The 21,961-nt window shown below is 69.7% G+C and carries 16 protein-coding genes and 1 pseudogene; 3 read left to right on the top strand and 14 right to left on the bottom strand.

All coding sequences use genetic code 11. The annotated features are described in order from the left end of the window. Positions 1-19: 19 nt before the first annotated feature. Both mqnP and ACFWRV_RS15045 read right to left on the bottom strand, forming a co-directional pair. On the bottom strand, positions 20-940 hold the full coding sequence (gene mqnP / locus ACFWRV_RS15040; RefSeq protein ID WP_384333800.1) for a menaquinone biosynthesis prenyltransferase MqnP: 921 nt from the start codon (positions 938-940) through the stop codon (positions 20-22). Continuing rightward, positions 937-2,394 carry a menaquinone biosynthesis decarboxylase gene (locus tag ACFWRV_RS15045; RefSeq protein ID WP_384333803.1) on the bottom strand — a complete coding sequence of 486 codons (1,458 nt, stop codon included), beginning with the start codon at positions 2,392-2,394 and terminating at the stop codon, positions 937-939. The genes mqnP and ACFWRV_RS15045 overlap by 4 nt, the downstream gene beginning before the upstream one ends. A gap of 198 nt (positions 2,395-2,592) precedes the next feature. Between ACFWRV_RS15045 and ACFWRV_RS15050 the strand changes: the two genes are divergently transcribed. Next, positions 2,593-2,955 (top strand): PLD nuclease N-terminal domain-containing protein, encoded by a 363-nt coding sequence (locus ACFWRV_RS15050; protein WP_384333935.1) that lies wholly within the window; start codon positions 2,593-2,595, stop codon positions 2,953-2,955. A gap of 134 nt (positions 2,956-3,089) precedes the next feature. Continuing rightward, positions 3,090-4,403 (top strand): aldehyde dehydrogenase family protein, encoded by a 1,314-nt coding sequence (locus tag ACFWRV_RS15055; RefSeq protein ID WP_384333806.1) that lies wholly within the window; start codon positions 3,090-3,092, stop codon positions 4,401-4,403. A 63-nt stretch (positions 4,404-4,466) separates the two neighbouring features. Here the strand turns inward: ACFWRV_RS15055 and ccsB are convergent, their stop codons facing one another. From ccsB to hemL, 7 genes are all read right to left on the bottom strand, one after another. Next, positions 4,467-5,549, bottom strand: a complete 1,083-nt coding sequence (gene ccsB, locus ACFWRV_RS15060) for a c-type cytochrome biogenesis protein CcsB (RefSeq protein WP_384333809.1) — start codon at positions 5,547-5,549, stop codon at positions 4,467-4,469. Continuing rightward, positions 5,546-7,375 (bottom strand): cytochrome c biogenesis protein ResB, encoded by a 1,830-nt coding sequence (locus ACFWRV_RS15065; protein ID WP_384333813.1) that lies wholly within the window; start codon positions 7,373-7,375, stop codon positions 5,546-5,548. Before ACFWRV_RS15065 ends, ccsB begins: the two co-directional genes overlap by 4 nt. Before the next feature lie 5 nt (positions 7,376-7,380). Further along, a complete protein-coding gene (locus ACFWRV_RS15070; RefSeq protein WP_384333816.1) occupies positions 7,381-8,163 on the bottom strand; it encodes a cytochrome c biogenesis CcdA family protein in 783 nt (260 codons plus the stop codon). A 4-nt stretch (positions 8,164-8,167) separates the two neighbouring features. Next, positions 8,168-8,770 carry a TlpA family protein disulfide reductase gene (locus ACFWRV_RS15075; protein ID WP_384333819.1) on the bottom strand — a complete coding sequence of 201 codons (603 nt, stop codon included), beginning with the start codon at positions 8,768-8,770 and terminating at the stop codon, positions 8,168-8,170. Positions 8,771-8,837: 67 nt separating this feature from the next. Then, entirely contained in the window at positions 8,838-10,094 is a 1,257-nt protein-coding gene (locus ACFWRV_RS15080; RefSeq protein WP_384333822.1) for a hypothetical protein, read from the bottom strand. A gap of 413 nt (positions 10,095-10,507) precedes the next feature. Further along, on the bottom strand, positions 10,508-11,251 hold the full coding sequence (locus ACFWRV_RS15085; protein WP_384333825.1) for a histidine phosphatase family protein: 744 nt from the start codon (positions 11,249-11,251) through the stop codon (positions 10,508-10,510). Further along, positions 11,248-12,519, bottom strand: a complete 1,272-nt coding sequence (gene hemL / locus ACFWRV_RS15090) for a glutamate-1-semialdehyde 2,1-aminomutase (RefSeq protein ID WP_384333938.1) — start codon at positions 12,517-12,519, stop codon at positions 11,248-11,250. The genes ACFWRV_RS15085 and hemL overlap by 4 nt, the downstream gene beginning before the upstream one ends. Before the next feature lie 332 nt (positions 12,520-12,851). Between hemL and ACFWRV_RS15095 the strand changes: the two genes are divergently transcribed. Next, a complete protein-coding gene (locus tag ACFWRV_RS15095; RefSeq protein WP_073780093.1) occupies positions 12,852-13,436 on the top strand; it encodes a hypothetical protein in 585 nt (194 codons plus the stop codon). Between the two features lie 564 nt (positions 13,437-14,000). On the opposite strand, the pseudogene ACFWRV_RS15100 reads toward ACFWRV_RS15095, so the two are convergent. The 5 genes and pseudogenes from ACFWRV_RS15100 to ACFWRV_RS15120 form a co-directional block, all read right to left on the bottom strand. Beyond that, positions 14,001-14,187: pseudogene (locus tag ACFWRV_RS15100) on the bottom strand (flavoprotein); the annotation flags it as partial. 45 nt (positions 14,188-14,232) lie between these two features. Further along, complete coding sequence (locus ACFWRV_RS15105; RefSeq protein WP_384333829.1) at positions 14,233-15,357, bottom strand: hypothetical protein; 1,125 nt, start codon at positions 15,355-15,357, stop codon at positions 14,233-14,235. A gap of 88 nt (positions 15,358-15,445) precedes the next feature. Then, positions 15,446-17,524, bottom strand: a complete 2,079-nt coding sequence (fxlM, locus tag ACFWRV_RS15110) for a methyltransferase, FxLD system (RefSeq protein ID WP_384333832.1) — start codon at positions 17,522-17,524, stop codon at positions 15,446-15,448. Positions 17,525-17,545: 21 nt separating this feature from the next. Next, positions 17,546-18,841, bottom strand: a complete 1,296-nt coding sequence (locus tag ACFWRV_RS15115) for a lanthionine synthetase C family protein (protein ID WP_384333835.1) — start codon at positions 18,839-18,841, stop codon at positions 17,546-17,548. Continuing rightward, positions 18,808-21,762 carry a lantibiotic dehydratase gene (locus ACFWRV_RS15120; RefSeq protein ID WP_384333838.1) on the bottom strand — a complete coding sequence of 985 codons (2,955 nt, stop codon included), beginning with the start codon at positions 21,760-21,762 and terminating at the stop codon, positions 18,808-18,810. The genes ACFWRV_RS15115 and ACFWRV_RS15120 overlap by 34 nt, the downstream gene beginning before the upstream one ends. Positions 21,763-21,961: the final 199 nt, after the last annotated feature.

Here is a 21,961-nt window from a genome sequence, read left to right on the forward strand (position 1 = left end):
GCCCCGCACGTTCGGGGAGTTACGGGGTCAGGCCCCGCACCAGCAGGTCGAGCAGGGCGCAGGCGAACAGCGCGATGCCGATGAAGCCGTTCACCGAGAAGAAGGCCCGGTTCAGCCGCGACAGGTCGTGCGGCCGCACCACCCGGTGCTCGTAGACGAACGCCACCGCGACGATCGCCATCCCGATCCAGTAGAAGACCTCGGCGTCCGTCGCCAGGCCGAACCACACCAGCAGCCCGGTCGTGATCGCGTGGCACACCCGCGCGCCCCACAGTGCGGCCGGAATCCCGAAGCGCGCGGGGAAGGAGAGCACCCCGTGGGCCCGGTCCGCGGCCACGTCCTGGCAAGCGAAGATCAGGTCGAAGCCGCCGATCCAGATCCCCACCGCGAGCCCGAGGATCACCGCGTCCCACGACCAGCTGCCCGTCACCGCGAGCCAGGCGCCGACCGGCCCGATGGCCTGCGCGAGCCCCAGGATGGCGTGCGGGAAGTTCGTGAACCGCTTCCCGTACGGGTAGACCACCATCGGCACCACGGCCAGCGGCGCGAGCACTAGGCAGAGCGGGTTGAGCAGGGCCGCGGCGCCGAGGAAGACCGCGAGCGCCACGATCGCGCCGGTCCACGCCGACTTCACCGACACCGCGCCGGTCACCAGCTCACGGCCCGCGGTGCGCGGGTTCCGGGCGTCGATCTCCCGGTCGATGATCCGGTTGGCGGCCATCGCGAACGTCCGCAGCCCCACCATCGCCAGCGTGACCAGCAGCAGGACACCCCAGTGGATGGTGCCGTCCAGCTGGAACATCGCGGTCAGCGCGGCGATGTAGGCGAAGGGCAGCGCGAAGACCGAGTGCTCGATCATCACGAGCCGCAGGAACGCCTTCACCTTGCTGGTGGAGGGTGCGGGGCCCTGGACGGACGCCGCTTCTGCCGCACTGCTCACAGCCCGTATTCCTTCCACCGGCGGTCGACCTTCGCCGCCGTCTCCGGGTCGGAGACGACCATCTCCGGCCAGCCGCCGTCCCGGGTGTAGCCCTCGGTGGGCAGCTTCTTCGTAGCGTCGATGCCCGCCTTGCCGCCCCAGAACTGCTGGTAGGAAGCGTGGTCGAGGTGGTCGACCGGGCCTTCGGCGACCGTGAGGTCCCGGGCGTAGTCGGTGTTGCCGAGCGCCCGCCAGGCCACCTCGTGCAGATCGTGGACGTCGCAGTCGGAGTCCACGACCACGATCAGCTTGGTCAGCGACATCATGTGCGCGCCCCAGATCGCGCTCATCACCTTCTGCGCGTGCTTCGGGTACTTCTTGTCGATCGAGACGATCGCGCAGTTGTGGAAGCCTCCCGCCTCCGGGAGGTGGTAGTCCACGATGTCCGGCACGATGATCTTCAGCAGCGGCAGGAAGAACCGCTCCGTGGCCCGGCCCAGCGGCCCGTCCTCGGTCGGCGGGCGGCCCACCACGATGGACTGGAGCAGCGGCCGCTTGCGCATCGTGACGCAGTCGATGGTCAGTGCGGGGAACGGTTCCTGCGGGGTGTAGAAGCCGGTGTGGTCGCCGAACGGGCCCTCGGGGAGCATCTCGCCCGGCTCCAGCCAGCCCTCGATGACGACCTCCGCCTGCGCGGGGACCTGGAGCGGCACGGTCTTGCAGTCGACCATCTCGATCCGCTTGCCCTGGATGAACCCGGCGAAGAGGTACTCGTCGATGTCCCCGGGCAGCGGCGCGGTGGAGGCGTACGTCACGGCGGGCGGGCAGCCGAAGGCGATGGCGACGGGCAGCCGCTCACCGCGCCTCGCCGCGACCTGGTAGTGGTTGGCGCTGTCCTTGTGGATCTGCCAGTGCATCCCGATGGTGCGCTTGTCGTGGCGCTGGAGCCGGTAGAGGCCCAGGTTCCGGACGCCGTTCTCGGGGTGCTTGGTGTGGGTGAGGCCGAGGTTGAAGAACGAGCCGCCGTCCTCGGGCCAGGTGAACAGCGCGGGCAGCCGGTCCAGGTCGACGTCGTCGCCGGTGAGGACGATCTCCTGGACGGGCGCGTCGCCGGACTTCACCTTCTTCGGCGGCACGTGCACCATCGAGCCGAGCTTCCCGAAGGCCTCCCGCACCCCGACGAAGCCCTGCGGCAGCTCCGGCTTGAGGAGCCCGCCGATCTTGTCGCTGATGTCGCTGTACGCCTTCAGCCCGAGGGCCTTCAGCAGGCGCCGGTCGGTACCGAAGACATTCATGGCCAGGGGCATCGAGGACCCCTTGACGTTCTCGAACAGCAGGGCGGGACCGCCCGCCTTGTTGACCCGGTCGACGATCTCACCGACCTCCAGGTGAGGGTCGACCTCGACCTTGACGCGCTTGAGATCACCATCGCGCTCAAGAGCCCGGAGCAGGGAGCGAAGATCGTCGTAAGCCATGCGGTCCAGTTTGTCATCCCCGCCCCCGCGGCCCCGCCGGGGCTCCCCCGGCCCGGCCCCCGAACTCCGCGCGCCCGCGCCCGGCAGGTCCCGGCTCCGGGCCCCGGATCCTTCATGCCGAGCCGGTACCCTGGCCGCGATACGGGGCATTCATCCCGCCCGCCGCCACTTTCTGGGGGACGCACCATGAGAGCCCTGATGTTTCTCGTGCCGCTGGCGCTGACGATCTACGCGTTCATCGACTGCCTGAACACCTCCGAAGAGGACACCAAGCACCTGCCGAAGATCGCCTGGGTCTTCATCATCCTGCTGTTCTGGATCGTCGGCCCGGTCGTCTGGCTCGTCGCCGGCAAGAAGCGTCACACCGCGGCCGGGGCCACGGGCCCCTCCTCGTGGCAGCGGAGCAGGCGGCAGCAGTGGGTGGCCCCGGACGACAACCCGGACTTCCTCAAGTCCCTGAAGGACGAGCGGAACGCCGAGCCCCGGGCCGAGGCCGAGGAGGAGCCGGGCCGCCGCGACGGCGGGAAGAACCCCGACGACAAGACCCCGCCCGCTTCCTGACCGGATATTCCGGCCGGCCGGGGTGATCTTTCCGACCGGCGCGGTGGGCACGCGGCAGGGGCGGTGTCGGCCATCCTCGAAGAGGTAACGCGGAAACAGGCACCGCACGCGTGACCCTCCTGAGGAGCCCCCACATGCCCGAAACACCCGCCGACACCGTCACCCGCCTCCGGGCCACTTTCCGCACCGGCCGCACCAGGGACCTCGCCTGGCGCACCGGCCAGTTGGAGCGGCTGCGCGCCCTCCTCACCGAGCACGGCGACGACCTCGCGGACGCGCTCCGCGCCGATCTCGGCAAGGGCCGCAAGGAGGCGTACCGCACCGAGATCGACTTCACGGTGCGGGAGATCGACCACACGCTGGAGCACCTGGCCGACTGGCTGCGCCCCGAGCCCGCCCCCGTACCGCCGCACCTCGCCCCCACGGGCGCGCAGGCCCGTACGGTGCTGGACCCGCTCGGCGTCGTCCTGGTCATCGCGCCCTGGAACTACCCGGTACAACTGCTGCTCGCCCCGGTCGTCGGCGCGCTCGCGGCCGGCAACTGCGTGGTGGCCAAGCCCAGCGAGCTGGCGCCCGCGGCCTCCGCCGCCGTGGCCCGGCTGCTGCCCCGGTATCTGGATCCCGAGGCGGTCGCGGTCGTGGAAGGCGCGGTCGAGGAGACGACGGCCCTGCTGGAGCAGCGCTTCGACCACATCTTCTACACCGGCAACGGCACGGTCGGCCGGATCGTGATGGCCGCCGCCGCGAAGCATCTGACGCCCGTCACCCTGGAGCTGGGCGGCAAGTCCCCGGTCTTCGTCGACCGGGGCACGGACCTGGACGCGGTGGCGGCCCGGCTGGTCGCGGGGAAGTTCCTCAACGCCGGGCAGACCTGCGTGGCCCCCGACTACGTCCTGACCGACCCCACGACCGCGCCGGCCCTGGCGGACGCGCTGGCGGCCGCGGTGGAGAAGCAGTTCGGCGCGGACCCGGCGGACCACCCCGAGTACGGGCGGATCGTGAACGAGCGTCACTTCGACCGTCTGACGGCCCTGCTCGGCTCCGGCCGTACGGTGACGGGCGGGGCCCACGACCGGGCGACGAAGTACATCGCGCCGACCGTGCTGAGCGAGGTCGCTCCCGACGCGCCGGTGATGGGCGAGGAGATCTTCGGGCCGATCCTGCCGCTGGTCACGGTGGCCGGCCTGGACGAGGCGATCGGCTTCATCAACGACCGGGACAAGCCGCTGGCGCTGTACGCGTTCACCGACTCCGGCGCCGTACGGGAGAGGCTGCTGGCCGAGACGTCGTCGGGGGCGGTCGGCATCGGCCTGCCGCTGGCCCATCTCACGGTCTCGGACCTGCCGTTCGGCGGGGTCGGCGAGAGCGGCATGGGCAGCTACCACGGCGCGTACTCCCTGGAGACGTTCAGCCACCGCAAGGCGGTCCTGGACACCCCGTTGGGCTGACCCACGCGAAGGCGCCCCGGACGGAGATCCATCCGTCCGGGGCGCCTTCGTACGTACGCGGTCTCAGACCCCGGCGTAGGAGTGCAGGCCGGAGACGAAGATGTTCACGCCGTAGTAGTTGAACAGCCAGCAGGCGAAGGCGAAGAGCGCCAGGTAGGCGGCCTTGCGGCCCTTCCAGCCGGCGGTGGCGCGGGCGTGCAGGTAGGCGGCGTAGGCGACCCAGGTGATGAAGGACCAGACCTCCTTGGGGTCCCAGCCCCAGTACCGGCCCCAGGCGTCGCCCGCCCAGATCGCGCCCGCGATGATCGTGAACGTCCAGAGCGGGAAGACGGCCGCGTTGACCCGGTAGGAGAACTTGTCCAGCGAGGCGGCCGCGGGCAGCCGCTCCATGACCGAGGACGCGAACTTCCCGGGCGTGCCGCCCGAGGCGAGCTTGTTCTCGTAGCTGTCGCGGAAGAGGTAGAGGACCGTGCCGACCGCGCCGAGGTAGAAGACCGCGCCGCAGAGGATCGCGGTCGATACGTGGATCCACAGCCAGTACGAGTGCAGCGCGGGCACCAGCTGGTCGCTGTCGGTGTAGAGCGTGGTGACCGCGATGCCGAGGTCCAGCAGGACGGTGGTGACCAGCGGGAGACCGATCCAGCGGACGTTCTTCTTCAGTGCGAGCAGCACCAGATAGGCGCCGACCACCACGGTGGAGAAGGTGATGGAGAACTCGTACATGTTGGCCCAGGGGGCCCGCTGCACGGACAGGGCGCGGGTGGTGACCCCGCCCGCCTGGACGAAGAAGGCCACCACGGTCAGCGAGACCGCGATCCGGCCCCACAGGTCGCCCTTGAACGTGCCGCCCGCCGCACCCGGGCCGTCGGGCACGTCCCGCGTACCGGCGGCGTTGCGGGTGATGACCTCGGGCCGCTCCAGCACGGCCGTCCCACCGGCCTGCGCCTTCACCACGGGGGCGGCGGCCGGGGCCCCGGCTCCGGTGCCGGACAGCGCGGCGGCCGTGCGGCCGACCTTGCTGCGGCTGCCGAGGACCCACTCCGCGATGTGCGCGAAGAAGGCCAGGGTGTAGACGGCCATCGACGAATAGATCAGCACATTGCTGGTGTGCGCCAGGCTCTCGTTGGTTGCGGCGGCGAGATTCACTTCTCAGCCCCTTCGGCAGGTGCTTCGGCAGGATGGACGGGCCGGCTCCCGGCCTCGTTCGTGGCATCGGTCGTGCCGGGCCCGTCCGGCGTGTCCGGTGCGTCGGGCGCGTCCGGTTTCACCGCCGCGTCCGGTTTCTCCGGGTCGGCGGCGGGGGCGACGGGCGCCGTGGTGACGAGGGCGGCCGACAGGTCGCCCAGTTCCTCGGGGAGCTTCGCGGACTCGCTGCGGCCCAGGCCCGCCATCTCCACGACCGTGACGCCGTCGGCGCCCCGGACCGCCCGCACCCACACCCGGCGGCGCTGGATGAACAGCGATCCGGCGAGTCCGGCGATGGCGGCGACGGCTCCGCCGAGTGCCCAGCCGTTGCCCGGCTGCTGCGAGATCTGGAAGCTGGCCCACTCCTCGACGCCGTCGAAGGTGATGGACCCGGCGCCGTCGGGCAGATCAAGCTTCTCACCGGGCATCAGCAGCTTCTTGAGCAGCTCGCCGTCGGCGTCCTTGAACTCCTTCATCTTGGACGTGTCGAGCTGGTAGACGTTCTGCGCGAGCCCGGAGTCGACGCCGAGCGACCCCTGGTAGGCGCTGAGCGCCAGCACGGGGAAGTCCAGGGCGGGGAACTGCGAGAACATCTGGCCCTTGCCGTGACCGGCGAAGGTCGGCACGAAGAACGCCTTGAAGCCCAGCTGGGTCTTGACGCCCTTCTTGTCCTTGTAGCCGTCCATCACCTTGATGGCGCCGGACGAGGTGATGTTGTTGTCGATCGGCAGCAGCGGCACGGCGGTCTTCGAGACGACCTTGCCCTTGCTGTCCCGGACGGTGACCACGGGCGCATAGCCGTGGGCGATCAGATAGACCTTGGTGCCGTCCACGACGAGCGGTTCGTTGACCTTGATGACGCCCTTGCGCTCCGCGCCCTCGGCGCCCTCGGTGTAGTTCACCCGGGCCTCGAAGGTGCGCGGGGTGCCGCGCTGCGGGCCGCTCTTCTCGTACGTACCCACGAAGTCGTCGAGCACGAAGCTGAACGGGGCCAGCGAGTCGGAGTCGTAGAGCGAGCCCGACTTGAAGTCGTCGTACTGGGTGAGCGTGTTGGAGAAGCCGTCGCCCTCGACGACCAGCTTGCCGCCCTCGGACTTGAAGAGCTGCCCGGAGGCGAAGGCCACCAGCATCACGATCAGGGCGATGTGGAAGACCAGGTTCCCGGCCTCGCGGAGGTAGCCCTTCTCGGCGGCGACCGCGTCGCCCACCTCGTGTCCCCGGAAGCGCCGCTTGCGCAGGATCGCGAGGGCCGCCTCGCGGACCTCCTCGGGCTCGGCCCCGGTGCGCCAGGTGGTGTACGCGGGCAGCCGGGTCAGCCGCTTCGGCGCGCCCGGCGGGCGGCTGCGCAGCTGGCCGACGAACTGGCCGGTGCGCGGCACGATGCAGCCGATGAGCGAGACGAACAGCAGGATGTAGATGGCGGAGAACCACACCGAGCTGTAGACGTCGAAGAGCTGGAGCGCCTCGTAGACCGGGGTGAGCGTGGTGTGCTGGTCCTTGAAGGCCTGCACCTTCATGTCGTCGACGCTGGTCTGCGGGATCAGCGACCCGGGGATCGCCCCGAGGGAGAGCAGGAAGAGCAGGATCAGGGCCACCCGCATCGAGGTGAGCTGACGCCAGAACCAGCGCACCCAGCCGATCACGCTCATCGCGGGCACGCCCGGACCGGTGTCGGGGCGCTCCTCGCGGGGCGCGGTGGAGAGCCGCTCACCGGCCGCGCCGTGGGCGGAGCCCTGCTCGTGCTCGTCCGCGCGCTGCCGCGTCCGCGTGCTGTTCGCCTTGCTCATTGGACTCAGATCCCTACAACGAAGCCGCTGGACCAGCTCTGCATGTGCTGCATGAGCGTGGCCCACGCACCGGTCAGCAGCAGGATGCCGGTCACGATCATCATGCCGCCGCCGATCCGCATCACCCATGCGTAGTGGCGCTTGACCCAGCCGAACGCGCCGAGCGCCTTGCGGAAGGCGACGGCGGCCAGGACGAACGGGACACCGAGACCGAGACAGTACGCGACGGTCAGTATCGCGCCGCGTCCGGCGGTGGCGCTCTGGGTCGAGAGCGCCAGCACGGAGGAGAGCGTGGGGCCGATGCACGGGGTCCAGCCGATCCCGAACAGGGCGCCGAGCAGCGGTGCCCCGGCCAGACCGGTCACCGGCCGCTTGTGGAAGCGGAACTCGCGCTGCGTCACGCCCGGCAGGAGCCCCATGAAGAAGACGCCCATCAGGATCATCAGCACGCCGAGGACCTTGTTGAGCACCTCGGCGTGCATCTGGAGCTCTTGGCCGAAGTAGCCGAAGAGCGCGCCGGTGGAGGCGAACACCACGGTGAAGCCGAGGACGAACAGCGAGGCGCCGGCCACCACCCGGCCCCGGCGGGCGTCGGCCAGGTCGGTGCCGCTGACTCCGGTGACGTAGCTCAGATAGCCGGGGACCAGCGGCAGGACGCAGGGCGAGAAGAAGGAGATGAGACCGGCCAGCAGGGCGAGCGGCAGAGCGGCCAGCAGCGCCCCGGACAGGACGGTGTCGTTGTACGCGGCCAGCGTGACGGTCTCGTGGTGGGCGGCGAGCGGGATCACCGGATCACTTCTCCGCGATGATCGGGTCGATCATCTTGCGCAGCTCGTCCGCGTCGAGCGCCTGGAGCGTGCGGGCCGCGATCTTCCCGTCCCGGTCGATGACCACGGTGGACGGGATGGCCTGCGGGTTCAGGGTGCCCTTGGGGAAGCGGAGGATGAGCTTGCCGATCGGGTCGTAGAAGCTCGGGTACTCCACCCCGTAGTCCTTCTCGAAGTTGATCGCGGCGTCCCGCTGGGCGTCGCGGGTGTTTATCCCGACGAACTGGACGCCCTGGTCCTTTGTCTCCTCCGAGACCTTCGCGAAGTACTTCGCCTCCAGCCGGCAGGGGCCGCACCAGGAGCCCCAGACGTTGAGCACGACGACCTTGCCCCGGTAGTCGGCGAGGTCGAGCGGCTTGCCCTCCAGGCTGTTGCCGTCGAGCTTGGGCGCGGCCACCCGGTCCGCCTTCGTGACGGTCGAGACACCCCCGCTGCCGGTGACGAAGTTGGTGTTGCCGCCGCCCCCGGCCTTGTTGCCGTCGCCGCACGCGGACAGCGTCAGGGCACCGGCCACGGCGGTGGCGGCGAGCAGGGTGAAGCGGCGTCGGGACGCGCGGCCAAAGCTCATGTGAAAAGTTTCGCATGGCAGTTTCCGGGGATCTGCGCGCCCCCCTCGGTGCCCGTAAAGCCCCTTGTCAAGCCTGTTTAAAGAAGGAGTTCCAGCCGCCGGCGGGCGCCTGCCCGACGTCCAGCGTCCGGAGCTTGGCGAGCACGGCGGGATCCTGGGCGTCGAGCCAGTCGACGTACTGCCGGAACGAGACGAGACGTACGTCGTCCTTGTCCGCGACCTTCTTGATCACTTCTTCGACGGCGTCCATGTAAATGCCGCCGTTCCACTCCTCGAAGTGGTTGCCGATGTAGAAGGGGGCGCGATTCGACTCGTAGGCGCGCTGGAATCCGGCGAGATAGGCGTCGGTCGCCTGCTGCCGCCAGCCCGGATACCGCGAGGGCATGCCCTTGGTCGAATTCTGCGACTGGTTGGCGAGGATGTTGTAGTCCATCGAGAGCACCTCGAAGGAGTGCCCGGGGAACGGCATCGCCTGCAGCGGCAGGTCCCAGACGCCGCCGCGCTTCACGGGCCAGGTCTGGCGGCCGCCGGGCGAGCTGGCGTCGTAGCGCCAGCCCAGTTTGCTCGCGGTCGGCAGGAGATTGTCCTGGCCGAGCAGGCAGGGGGTGCGTCCGCCGACCAGTTCCTTGCGATAGTCGAACGGCAGCGGGTCCTCGTTCTCCCAGCCGGTGTTCGTCCGCCATTCCGTGACGAACGACACAGCCTGATTGATCTCGCTGTGCCATTGGGCAGGCGTCCAGCGCTCGACGGATCCGGAGCCCCCGCAGAAATGCCCGTTGAAGTGGGTGCCGATCTCATGGCCGTCCAGCCACGCCTGACGGACGTACTTCAGTGTGTCCTTGACGTGATCGTCGGTGAGATAGCCGATGTCGGAGGCGCCGCGGGGATTGTTCGGCGGACGGTAGAGGGATTTCTTCGACTCGGGCAGCAGGTAGATCCCGGAGAGGAAGAACGTCATCGCCGCGTCGTGTTCCTTGGCGAGTTCGAGAAAGCGCGGGAAGAGCCCGTTGCCGACCTCGCCCGCACCGTCCCAGGAAAAGATCACGAACTGCGGCGGCTTCTGGCCGGGTTCGAGCGGGACGGGCGCCTGCGGCTGGTGGGGCTGCTTGCCGGTGTCGGCTGTCGAGCCGTCACCGATCAGCCGGACCTTGTTCTTCGGCGAACCGTTTCCGCTGCCGTTGCCGCCGGTCCCGGAGTCGCCGCTGCCTGCCTGGCCGGACCCTCCGTCACCGGAGGAGCCCGAGGCGCCACATCCGGCGAGTCCGATCGCGGCCGCGGCGCCGAGCCCTGCTCCGAGCAGTCCCCTTCGGTTGATGTCGCGCATGCCGTCCCCATCTGCGGTCGTTTTATCTCAAGCCCATACAAACTGCTGAAGGGTTAGATGGGGTGCGTAACACGTCGGTTCCGAGCATTTGGGGACTTTCTTTACGCTTTACCTTGCGGCAGCCCCGTCGATCTTGGTGCGACGCCCGTACGGCGCTCGCACATATCTCCGGACACCCCTGAGGGGGACGCTCGGGTGGCCATCCGCAGTTCTGCCGCCGGCCGACGGATCGGCTTCCCCGGCACGTCGAACTCACGCGCGGGCGCGAGCGGGCGGGCGCGGGCGTGCCCCGGGTGCGCAGGGCCGGGTCGAGGGCTCACCGTGTTCGGCCGAAGCGCCCGGGAAAAGGGGACGGGACCGCCCGCCGCGGTGAGCGGCAGCCGGTCCCGTAGGTCCCGATCCGTGGCGTCGGACTACGCGCCGAAGGCCTTCGACTGCCCCTTCGCGGCCTTCCCCTTCACCGGCTTGGCCCCGGCCAGCAGGTGGACGGGCACCAGGTCCCGGGCCGGCTCCGAGTAGCCGACCGAGACGATCTTGTCGCCCCGGTAGGTGAAGGTGGTCAGCGAGGCCAGGGTGCACTGCCGCTTGCGCGGGTCGTGCCAGAGCCGGCGGCGCTCCACGAAGGAACGCAGGATCCAGATCGGCAGCTGATGGCTGACGCAGACCGCCTCGTGCCCGCGCGCCGCGTCCCGCGCGGTGTCGATCGCGCCCATCATCCGGACGACCTGCTCGATGTACGGCTCGCCCCAGGACGGCTTGAACGGGTTGGTGAGGTGCTTCCAGTTGTCCGGCTTGCGCAGCGCGCCGTCGCCGACGCCGAAGGTCTTGCCCTCGAAGATGTTGGCGGCCTCGATCAGCCGGACGTCGGTGGCCAGGTCCAGGCCGCGCGCCTGGGCGATGGGGTCGGCGGTCTCCTGGGCGCGCTCCAGCGGGGAGGCGACGACATGGGTGATGTCGCGCTTCTCCAGGTGCTCGGCGACCCGGTCGGCCATCTTCCGGCCCAGGTCGGAGAGGTGGTAGCCGGGGCGGCGGCCGTAGAGCACGCCGTCCGGGTTGTGCACCTCGCCGTGCCGGACCACGTGCACCACGGTCAACTGCTCGTCGCGGTTCACGCTCTCGCCCCTCGCGGTCCCGCCGGCTCCGTCCTTCTCGCTCATGCGGTGGCCTCCGATGCGGCACGGGCGGCCGCGGGCAGCGCGGCGGCGATGCGCTCGACCGCCCGCTCGTCGTGGGCCGTGGAGACGAACCAGGACTCGAACGCGGAGGGCGGCAGGTAGACGCCCTGCTCCAGCATGGAGTGGAAGAACGCGGTGAAGCGGAAGACGTCCTGCTTCTTGGCGTCCTCGTAGTTCTTCACCGGCCGGCCGGTGAAGAAGACGGAGAACATGTTGCTCGCGGCCGACACCGTGTGCGCGACGCCCTCCTTGGTGAGCGCGTCGCCCACCAGGGAGCGCAGCTCGGCGGAGACCGCGTCGATCTTCGTGTACGCCGCGTCGTCCAGCAGCCGCAGCTGGGCGAGCCCGGCGGCGGTGGCGACCGGGTTCCCCGAGAGGGTGCCCGCCTGGTAGACCGGGCCGGCCGGGGCCAGGTGCGCCATCACGTCGCGGCGACCGCCGAAGGCCGCGGCGGGGAAGCCGCCGCCCATCACCTTGCCGAAGGTCATCAGGTCGGGGCGGACGCCGTCGACGCCGTACCAGCCGGCCTTCGACGTACGGAAGCCCGTCATGACCTCGTCGGAGATGTACAGCGCGCCGTTGGCCGCGCACAGCTCCTTGAGCCCGGCGTTGAAGCCGTCCGCCGGCGGGACGACGCCCATGTTGCCGGGCGAGGCCTCGGTGATCACACAGGCGATCTCGCCCGGGTGCGCGGCGAACGCGGCGCGCACCGCGTCCAGGTCGTTGTACGGCAGGACGACGGTGTCCCCGGCCGTGGCGCCCGTGACCCCCGGGGTGTCGGGCAGCCCGAAGGTGGCCACGCCCGAGCCGGCGGCGGCGAGCAGCGCGTCCACGTGCCCGTGGTAGCAGCCGGCGAACTTCACGACCTTGGCCCGGCCCGTGAAGCCGCGGGCCAGCCGGATCGCGGACATGGTCGCCTCGGTGCCGGAGGAGACCAGGCGCACCTGCTCGACGGGTTCGATCCGCGCCACGATCTCCTCGGCGAGCGCGACCTCGCCCTCACCCGGCGTACCGAAGGAGGTGCCCCGGGAGACCGCCTCCTGGACGGCGGCGATGACCTCGGGGTGAGAGTGGCCGAGAATCATCGGCCCCCACGAACAGACGAGGTCGACATACTCGCGGCCGTCGGCGTCGGTGAGGTACGGACCGGTGCCGGACACCATGAACCGGGGCGTACCGCCCACGGCCCGGAAGGCACGCACGGGAGAGTTCACGCCGCCGGGCGTCACGACGGACGCCCGGTCGAACAGCGACTGCGAAACTGGGGCTTCGTATGAATACGCCACTTTGGTCCTGATCTGCGATTCGGGTGTCGGGAGGCCGGGCCGGGAAATCCCTAACAATCTCGGCCACCGGTGAGCAGGGAGCGCACTCCCCTCGTATCACGAAAGAGCGTCAGCGCTCTCGCGTCTGCGAAACTGGGGCGTCATAGGGAAAGCTCACACATGCCATGGTGTCAGAGGCACGGACGGTCTTTGCGGACAGGTGTTTCACCGCACGCCCGCGGGGGAGGTCACTGACACGATGATCGGGTTGCGCGGCGGGGGCTGTGTCTCCTAAGAAGTAGTCGGGTGGATGAGATATGCATCGCGGTGGCGGAGTGGGCGAAGGGACCGACGACCTGGGGCCCGAGCCTGCCCGGCGAGGGCGGCACCGGCGCAGGGCCGAACGCGCACAGAGCAGGGGCGCGGAGAGCACGCCGCCCCCCGGGACCAGGAGCGGGGGCGGGATGGGGGTGACGTACAAATACTTCGGCGCGCCGGACGGGGCCACCGCCGCACGGGTGCCCATCTCGATGCGCCCGGAGGAGCTCGGCGGTGACGAGCTGGGCATGGGCGGCATGTTCACCAAGATCAAGCCGGAGACCGTCGCCGCCATGGTCCTGACCGGAATCCAGGGCATACCCCTGCACAAGGTCCCCCCGCTGGAACTGGTCGTCCTGCACCCCGACTACGCCGTGGTCAAACTCCCGATGACCGTCGTCGACCCGCTGCGCGGCGTCGGCGAGGAGTCGGTCGGCGCGGCGGCCTTCATCTGGTCCACGGTCCCCGACCGCGGCGGCCCGCGCGACGCCTTCAACGTCTACCAGCTGCTCCACGAGTGGCAGGACTTCTCCCACCGCCTGCACGACGCGGGGCACCAGGCGTACTGCCTGGTGTGGCCGTGACCTGGGATTTCTTGGGATTCGGGCGGGGCTTTCGGTCTCCGTCGTCGTCATGTACCGGTAGGGGCCGTCAGGCGGCCAGGGCACATTGAGGGCACATGGGTCTGGGCGGGGGCACTGATGTGCCCTGAGCCTTCGGCTCCCTGCCCAAGATCCGCGGGCGTCTCGCCGCCACGCGGGTGGACCAGTTCCGCTCCCGCCGTGACATCCCCGCGCTGCACGAAGTGCGCGCCTCGGTGGAGGCGGCGGCCATCGCTCGGCGTACGTGCACGCGGAGGAGCTCGCGGGACGTGGCGTCCTGGCCCAGGCGCTTGGCCTTGAAGTGCTCCTTGCTGGTGGAGCGCTTGGCGGCCGAGCCGTCGCCGGGCTTCGGCCGGCCGAAGACGCAGCCATCCGGCGACGCCACCGGCTACAGCGTCTCCCTGCCCGGTGACGTCAACGAGCAGAGAAAAACCCATCTGGTACGCCGGCTCCACCCTCTCCGGCGACCTTCTTCGACATCCTCTCCAGCATCCTCGGCACGGCCGTCGAGGACGGGCTGCTGCCGAAGAACCCTGCAAGGGCGTCCCGCGATTCTCCAGGAGATCGCCAGGCCGAGCGGATGGGGTGGCCGGCCGGTCTGGGCCTCAACCGCCTTCACGTCAAGGAAGCCGAGTTCCTGTGGGGTCGCGATGACTCCGACGTCTCAGTGCCGTTCGTGTGCGGTGATCAGCTTGCCGACGTCGGTGGCAATGCCGGCCTCGCAGACCACGATCTGGAGGAACGGCTTGTCGGGCTCTGTGTGTGCATCAGGCTCACTTCACAGAGGCAGTGCGTTCGGGTCGGAGAGGCGTGCATGGCTTTCCCGGATCACGCTGTCGCTGGCGCTCAATGCCGCTGTCAGTTCTGCTTGCAGCTGGTCCGGCATAGTCCCTGCCCCGATGGCGCAGGCGCGTACGAGGGCGCGGCAGTCCTGTTCTTGCCGATCGGTGGCGATCGCGACGAACAGAGGGTGGGCCAGGTTCTCGCGGGCCGCGTAGCCGTCTTCGGCGTCCGTTGTCCTCCGGTGAAGATCCTCGACGATGCGGTGTGCGGCGGGCGCCTCGGCGGAGCCGATCGCGTCGAGGACGGTAAGGCCGAGCCGGATATCGAAGACGGTTATCCCAGGTTCGGCCTGCCGCTCAAGCCAGGTGGCTGCCAGGTCCCTCAGGTGGCTGTCGACGGGCTGCCTGGCGTCACGCCGGGACAGGGCGGTCAGACAGGCCGTGACGGCTTGCTCCCACGGATCGCCGGGCATCGTCTCAGTGAGCAGAGCAGCGGCCCCTGCTGTGTCACTCACAACGAGGGCGGCAAGTACAGCAACCTGACGCCCGTCGAGCATCCGTTTCCCGACGCCATGGTGAGCTTCGATGTGTGCCATGGCCTCGGCCCAACGTCCCTCGGTGGTGAGAGTGCGCGTGCCGTCGGCGAGGAGCACGCGCCACAGCCACGCGCGAACCTCGTGGCGGTCTTCGTCGGTCGCAGTGAGGTCCGCGGGCACGGTGACGCCCTCGAACCGAACAGGTGTGCCTACCTCGACGGCCCCATACAGGTCGAGCAGTCGCCGACGGCCCTCATCTGCGCGGCCGGCGCGGATCTGGAGGCGGGCGAGGTTGACGACGGGCTCCAGCCCCCGGATCGCGGTCATGCCGGGCAGGGGGCAGGCGTGGAGGTAGGCGGCGGCATGCTGGTGGCACATCTCGCGTGCGAGGTCGGGAAGGTCGAGATCGGAGGCGATGAGCGCAGCCTGGTTGTAGACGGAGGACGCCACCCCCTGATCGGTCTCCGCCATCGCGGTGTCGGCCAGGTCGACGAGCGCGCGCACGCGCTTCGGCAGGGGAAGGCAGGCGGGCCGGAATCGGGCGACGAGCGGAAAGCGCTGAGCTGTGGAGCCGTGCGGGTCCATGGACTCCCCCAGGTGTGTGTGAAGACGGGTAAGGCCACGGTGGCCGCCGGTTGCGCGCCGGCGGCCACCGCCCACTACGCGTGGGGTGTCAACTCCAGTCGACGACGATGCGGTTCAGCGGGGTGTCAAGCGCGAAGAGGCCAGCTCGCTGCTCGATCGCGGGGGTATCGAGAGGCTGGATCTCGAACGTGGCTTCACGGCCCCGGTACTCCAGGTCCCACGCGCGGATGGCCGCAGCGACCCTTGCGGCCAGTTCATCGCTGCCGGGACCGTGGCCGATGACCCCGAACTCCCACAGCTTGCCGCCCTCGGAGGTCTTCTTCTCCGACAGACGCCGTGCGAGGTAGGTGACGGCGCCTTTGTCGACGGCTGCCGTCGAGGAGGGGTAGGGGTCCTCGGTGAGCAAAGTGCCCTTGGCGGCTTGCGGGAAGAGCATCCGGATCAGGCCGGAGGGAAGGGAGCAGGTGAGGAACAGTTCCATCCACTCCGGCGACTCCATGGCGCGGACCGTCATGCCCGTCCACTCCTCGGTGCGCGGCTCGTGCAGGACGCCGTCGAGGGCCTCGGCGTCGATTGTCTGCCCGGCGGGAGCCTGGAGCCGTACGGTTCCGTCCGTGCTGAGCGGGATGACCCGGCGGTCGTCGTCGGCGATGCCCCGCCTGAGCGGCATGAAGGTGTTCATCTCGCTACCGAGGGACATCCACCGGCCATCGCGCTGCTCATAGGCGATGGACCGGGACACCGTGCCCTTGAGGCGCTGCGGGACGAGAAGCCGGCCCCCGGGAGCAAGCTGCTGCAACCAGGCGTGCGGCACGCCGTGCGCGCCTACGGTGGCGATGATCCGGCCGTACGGCGCACCTTCCGCGTAGCCGAGGGCCCCGTCTCGGGTGACCGCCTCAACGTTGGTGGTTCCGGCGGCGGACAGATGCGCGCGGGCGCCCTCTACGAGGTCGTCGTCGACATCGAGCGTGGTGACGTGCCCGCTCTCACCGACCAGATGGGCGAGCAGACCGGCGTTGTAACCGGTGCCTGCGCCAAGTTCGAGGACGCGCTCGCCTTGCCGGACGTCGAGCTGGTCCAGCATGAGGGCGACCACGCCTGGCTGGGAGGCGCAGGAGATCGAGCTGCCGTCGGTGTCGTACTTGATGTGCACCGGCGCGTTGGCGTATGCGTCTTCGAGCGGCACATCGGGCACGAACACGTGACGGGGCACGGTCCGCAACGCGGTCTCCACGCCGGGAGTGCGGGCGCTTCCCTCAGCGCGGAGCTGGTCCACCAGGGCGTTGCGGAGGCGCTCGGCATCGGACGTCGGGGTGGTGATCGTGTCGGTGTTCACCCCTTTCACGCTATCCGCGTTGGTCGTTGACTCGGTCGGCGACGCGGTGTGGTCACTCGTTCCCATGACTGCCTCTCGTGCAATGTTGGACAGAGCGCTCTGGTCGTCCCTGAGGAGACCGGCGCGGTTGGCGTGGAAGATGATGTGGTGGGCGATGACGGCTCGCAGGCCGCGTGTGAGGGCGCCGCGGCAGGCCAGCGCGGCGAGCGCGGCACCGGCCCGTTCGAAGGCGGTCACCCACTCCTCGTGCGCGTGGAGTGGACCACCCTGGTTGTAGAGGCTGTAGGCGTCAGCGGTCATGAGCTTCCGCATCGCCGGAACCAACTCAGCGGCTCTCTCGGAGCGCGCTGGGTCGGTGGGCGGCCGAAGAGCCGAGACCTTCGCCCATACGTCGCCCTGCTCGAACCAGTCGAGTCCGGCGCCGCGCATCATGGCGCTCGCCAGCAGGACCGCAGTCTCCTTGCGCCCCAGGTGGTCCGGGCTCGGCTGGTAGGTGAGCAGGTGGCGGGAGTCGCTGTGGAACAGTCCGTGGGCCGTGTCCATAGCGTCCGGGCCGCCAAATGCCTCGGACTCGGGCTCGTAGACAGAGGGCAGCCATGACACGACCGCCCCGTCACCCACGAGATCGCTCAGCAGCGACTCAATGATCGGGGAGGGCTCGTCGGCGAGGTACCGCAGCGGCCAGGGCTGCTTGTTCATGAACCACCAGCCGGTGAGCTGCCCCTCGGTCTCGGCTGTGATCAGGGCGGGCCCGAGGCGTTCGTCGATGGCGTGCCGGGCGCTCTCGCGGTCGATGAAGGTGATGTTGTGCTGCTGCCAGCCAGGGGGCATCGAAGTCCTTTGGTCGGTGAATCAGGCAATGAGCAGGCAGGAATCCCAGGCGGACTGGGGTGGTGCGGCGGTATCGGCAGCGAGAAGAGCCAGGGCTGTTCCGGCGGCTCCATCGAGCAGGCCGGGCCCCGATCCGGTGCCGCTGACAAGTGCCGTGGCCGCGCGCTCGAGGTCGTTGTCCACCGGGCAGATCGCGGCCAAAAATCCCGGGATCGCGGCTCGGATTCGACCGACGCTTGAGGGATGGGCGTCTGCGGCCGTGCGGACGGCGATGTGGGTAAGGCCGGCAAAGCCGTGGCACAGGCCGTGGTCCGTCGTGGCGCCTAGCTGGTCCGGGTCGGTGAGGGCGGCGGCGAGCGCGTTCTCCGCCGTGATCTGGCGTTCGATGTCACCGGTAGCGAGCGCGGCAAGTTGCTGAGCGCGGGCGAGGCCGGCGGTGCCGTAACACCATGACGACCGCCGGAGTTTGGACGCGGCGGAGCGACCGGTACGTAGCTCGCTCCGGGTGATCCAGTACGGCCAGGTTGCTCCTCGGCCTGTCTCCTCCTGCCAGCGGTCGAGCCAGGTCAGGATGGTGTGCAGCGCTCTGAGGTGCCCGTTCGTAACGGTGCTCCTCCGGGCGGCGAGGGCCAGAAGCACGAGCACTCCGGCGATGCCGTGGGCCATGCCGGTGTTGGCATGCCCACCGGGGAATTGTTCGTCCGGTCTGCCCGAGGGCCCGGTCGCAGTCCACCAACCCGGAAGGTCCTCGCCAAATTCCCTGATCGGTTCGGTGAGGCGCACGCAGTAGTCGAGGACAGCGCGCACCATAGGACTGTCTGGGTTCCGGCGTAGAAGGTAAGCCCCGTATCCGGTCAGGCCCCGGATGGCGTCGAACTCGGCCAGTTGCGGAAGGCATCCGGCATCGATGCGGCGATGCGCTGCGTCGAGACGGCGTCTGACGTCGATCCCGATCTGTCGGTCCATCGAGTCCAAGGCGCGCTGGTAGGAGCCAGGAAGATGGTCGGCGGCGCAGGCAAGGGCGTGGGCGAAGGCGGGCACGCCGTAGAAGGGGTGGCTGTCGGGTCCACTCGTGAGGGATCCGTGGGACGCAGCAGCGAGCCAGCCGTGCGCATGCTGCCACGGTCCGAGGCCGTTCGCGGCCCGCTCGATGTGGAGAAGCGCGATCCCGGGCGGGCCGTAGGCGAGATGTTGCCGATGTGTCTGGAGGACGGAAGGCACCGTGCCGGGGTCGGCGAGCCTCGCAGCAACGGCATCGACCAGGCCGAGTGTCGGGAGCACGGTCACGCCGGCCTCCTGGTGGTGCGGGCAGTCCACGCCAGAGCAGCAGCGCGAGCCAGGTAGAGGCACACCTCTTCCTCGGGGAAGTTCACCGCGACGTGCCGCACGAAGTGGACGTGCAGAAGGGAGGTCAGGACGTCATCGACGGCGATGCCCTGAGTGTCCGGGCCGGGAAGGTGCAACCGGTACGCGGCGAGTGCCGCATCGCGCTCTGCCCAACCCGACACGATGGCGTCTCCGCCCTGGACCTCGCGCAGGGCGGCCCAGTCGTCGGCTGGGTTCGCGAGCCGTACGGCCTCGCTGAACTGCGGGCGGGGAACGGACGCAGGCGCCGTCGGCGAGACGTGGTCGGCCAGCCAGCGCATCGCGGCCTCGGCGCTGCCGAGGAACGCGGAGACGATGGCGACGGTGTGGGCCGCCACCAGCGTGCGTTGCGCCGGCCTCTGCGGCTCTGTGAGCTGGGCCAGAACGGCGTGCGAGTCTGCCCGAAACACATCCTCGGCCGCCTCCCAGGCGGCACCGGAGCCCCAACGACCCATTTCTCGATAAGAGGTGGGATAGCGCAGGTCTGCCAGCAGGCCGCCGTTGCGCAGGTCGTCGGCCCACGCGCTCACGGTGCGCGCCGTCTGAGCGAAATTTCTGCGGTCAGGGAGAGCGATGCGGACGCGGAGGTGCTGGTCCGGGTCACGGAAGCGGATGAACCACCACCGCGGGTTGCCCAGTCGTTCGATGAGTCCGGGGAGGTGTTGGGAAAGCAGGAGGTCCTGGCGGCGGGGATCTCCGTACAAGGCGGCGAGCAACACCGATGAAGCAGCGGGAGTCTGCACCTGGGCCGACGAGAGGGCACGAGCCTCAGTGGGAACAGGCAGGGGCGGCCAGGACGGCGGCAGGGTCGCTTTGAGCGGCACCACGATCTCGTGGGCTCGCCCGCCGCACCAGCCGTTCGCTTCTGGTTCCGGGGCCTCAGTGAGCACGGCCTGGTGAGCGCGGTCGAGGTGTCGGAACAGGAGCGTCCGGTGGCCGCCTTCGTCGAGGTCGAGGAAGAGACGCCGGTCGTCTTCCACAAGGAGCACGCGGCGAGGCAATCCCCGCTGTGCCCGCCATTCGGAGAGCGCGGTGTCCCACTCAGCACGAGGACGAGCACGGCCGGGTAATTCGGATGCCTCCAGACGCCAGCGCGCCGGGGTCAGCACCGTACGCCCGTACCGCAGGCGCGGCAGGAACGGCATCGCTGCTGCGACGCCCCAGTCAAAGGCGGTGACCTGCGCGCACTGGGCACGGGACAGTTCAGTGAGGAAGCGTGCCAACGGCGGAGTGTGCGTGTGCAGGTTCAGCGCGTTCATGCCGACGGCCTCGACGCGGTGCCCCCGTTCCGGAGCGGCCAGGTACATGCGGCGGCCATCGCACGCCACGGCCAGGTCCTTCGGGGTGAGAACGGTGTCTTTCGGTGCGCAGTGCTCTTGGAGGCTGATCAGGGTAGGCACGACCTGCGGGGCGCGGGTGACATGAGCGCTCTCCGGGAGCAGCGGCGGGAAGGAGAGCTGGGCGGGCACGGTGTCGCTGTCCGCAGCCGGAAGATCGGCCAGCTCCGCGGCCAGGGCCTGACGCTCGGAGGGTGCCAGTACGTCGAGGAACCGGCCTGTCGAAACGCCGGCCCCGCGCGACACGCTCACGACCTCCAGCTGGAATCGTCCGCGCTGCAAGTCCTCCAGACTGGCGGCGTGCACTCGCACCCCTACCTCCAGATGCGGCGGCAGTCGTGGCTCGTCGGGCCCCACGTCCAGGACGTCGATCTGTTCGTCCGTGAGTACGACCTCGTCGCGGCGGTCGAGCGCAGCACCCTGCGCCAGGCGTACGAGGGCGTCATCCCGAGCGGAGACGCGGGGCCGACGCGAACCGTCAGGACTGCCCGGGTAGCCGTCGGGGTAGCCAGTCCCGCTGTCCGCGACGACCTCCGCGAGCGGGACCATCGTGCCGATGCCGTACCGCTCGTAGAAGCGCTGGTGGTAGGCGTTCCACGCGGCTGTCCCGTACGGGCGGGTGCTCACCCGGGTCAGGATGAAGGCGGCGCGCTCGATCTCCCGAGCCACTTCCTCTGGTAGGAGGAGACGCGCATCCAACCGCAGGTCAAGCGCAACAGGGTGTCGACGCAGGCCGGGCACGAGGGCCCGCATCCGCGCTGCGGTGCTGTCCCGGCCGCCGCGCGTGGCGCACTCCTTCAAGCCCATTCGGACCGCGTGCAGCTCGCGTGCCGTCTCCGCTACCGACGCAAGGTTGTCGACGCCGATCGTGTCGAGTTGGTCGAGCAGATACCCGAGGGCGTCGGTCTCGGTACTTGGAGCGTGCAGGCTCGTGATGAGCACTCGCCTCCGGACCAGCTCCGCAAGCAGACGGTGCACCTTCTCCGTATCGGCCTCGGGGAACTCTGCCCGGAGCCTTTCCGCGAGAGCTCCGCAGCGAATCGGCGTCCGGGCCTCGGCGAGGACCGCACGCACCGGCTCTGTCAGAGCCAGGGATGCCTCGACCGCGCGCATCCGGTCGTCATTCGGATCGGGTTGGAACGGCACGATGAGCCGGTCCCCCCGGCTCATCACGGTGTTGTTGACGACGACGGGCAGCTGGTCGAGGAGTTCCGGGCAGGACTCGAGCCGTTCGACCGCAGCGGCGAGCCACTCCGCACCCGCGCGGCCCACGGCCACGTGAGCCTTGCCCCACTCCGCACGTGCCTGCGAGCCGAACGCCACAGTAGTCACTCCGGCGAACAGGCCGAAGGGCGTGGCCCGGTGCTGGGCCCGCAGGAGGTATCGGGACACCGACAGCGCCACGCGCCGTATGTCTCGAAGGGGAGGATTCTCGGTGGTACACACAGCCCGCACCTGCATGGCCAAGGCTGGGCTGGAGTGCGCCACGGCGCCGGCGATGTGCTGGTCCGCCCAGACCGCGCGAAGCCACGTCACGCAGGAAGAGGAGCCGTCGGAAGAGTGGTCATCCGGGTCAGGGCACGGAGGAACCGGCAGAAACGGTCGGGCCACGGCGCGCACGAGAGCGGTGGAACCGGCCCGGAACACTGTGGGTTGAGCAACCACCGATGACCTCCATGGGCGAAGGGATGGGCGGCTGGCGCCGCCGCGCGGGAGCGCGACGGCACCAGACCGA

Origin of the sequence: Streptomyces sp. NPDC058576, from assembly GCF_042718715.1 — a bacterium.
GTDB lineage: Bacteria > Actinomycetota > Actinomycetes > Streptomycetales > Streptomycetaceae > Streptomyces.

Excerpts from the sequence above, each read along its gene's own strand:
- ACFWRV_RS15075 (WP_384333819.1), bottom strand. The coding sequence starts at position 8,770 with ATGAGCTTTGGCCGCGCGTCCCGACGCCGCTTCACCCTGCTCGCCGCC.
- ACFWRV_RS15080 (WP_384333822.1), bottom strand. The coding sequence starts at position 10,094 with ATGCGCGACATCAACCGAAGGGGACTGCTCGGAGCAGGGCTCGGCGCC.
- ACFWRV_RS15055 (WP_384333806.1), top strand. The coding sequence starts at position 3,090 with ATGCCCGAAACACCCGCCGACACCGTCACCCGCCTCCGGGCCACTTTC.
- ACFWRV_RS15065 (WP_384333813.1), bottom strand. The coding sequence starts at position 7,375 with ATGAGCAAGGCGAACAGCACGCGGACGCGGCAGCGCGCGGACGAGCAC.
- ACFWRV_RS15045 (WP_384333803.1), bottom strand. The coding sequence starts at position 2,394 with ATGGCTTACGACGATCTTCGCTCCCTGCTCCGGGCTCTTGAGCGCGAT.
- ACFWRV_RS15105 (WP_384333829.1), bottom strand. The coding sequence starts at position 15,357 with ATGGACCCGCACGGCTCCACAGCTCAGCGCTTTCCGCTCGTCGCCCGA.
- ACFWRV_RS15085 (WP_384333825.1), bottom strand. The coding sequence starts at position 11,251 with ATGAGCGAGAAGGACGGAGCCGGCGGGACCGCGAGGGGCGAGAGCGTG.
- fxlM (WP_384333832.1), bottom strand. The coding sequence starts at position 17,524 with ATGCCCCCTGGCTGGCAGCAGCACAACATCACCTTCATCGACCGCGAG.
- ACFWRV_RS15095 (WP_073780093.1), top strand. The coding sequence starts at position 12,852 with ATGCATCGCGGTGGCGGAGTGGGCGAAGGGACCGACGACCTGGGGCCC.
- ACFWRV_RS15050 (WP_384333935.1), top strand. The coding sequence starts at position 2,593 with ATGTTTCTCGTGCCGCTGGCGCTGACGATCTACGCGTTCATCGACTGC.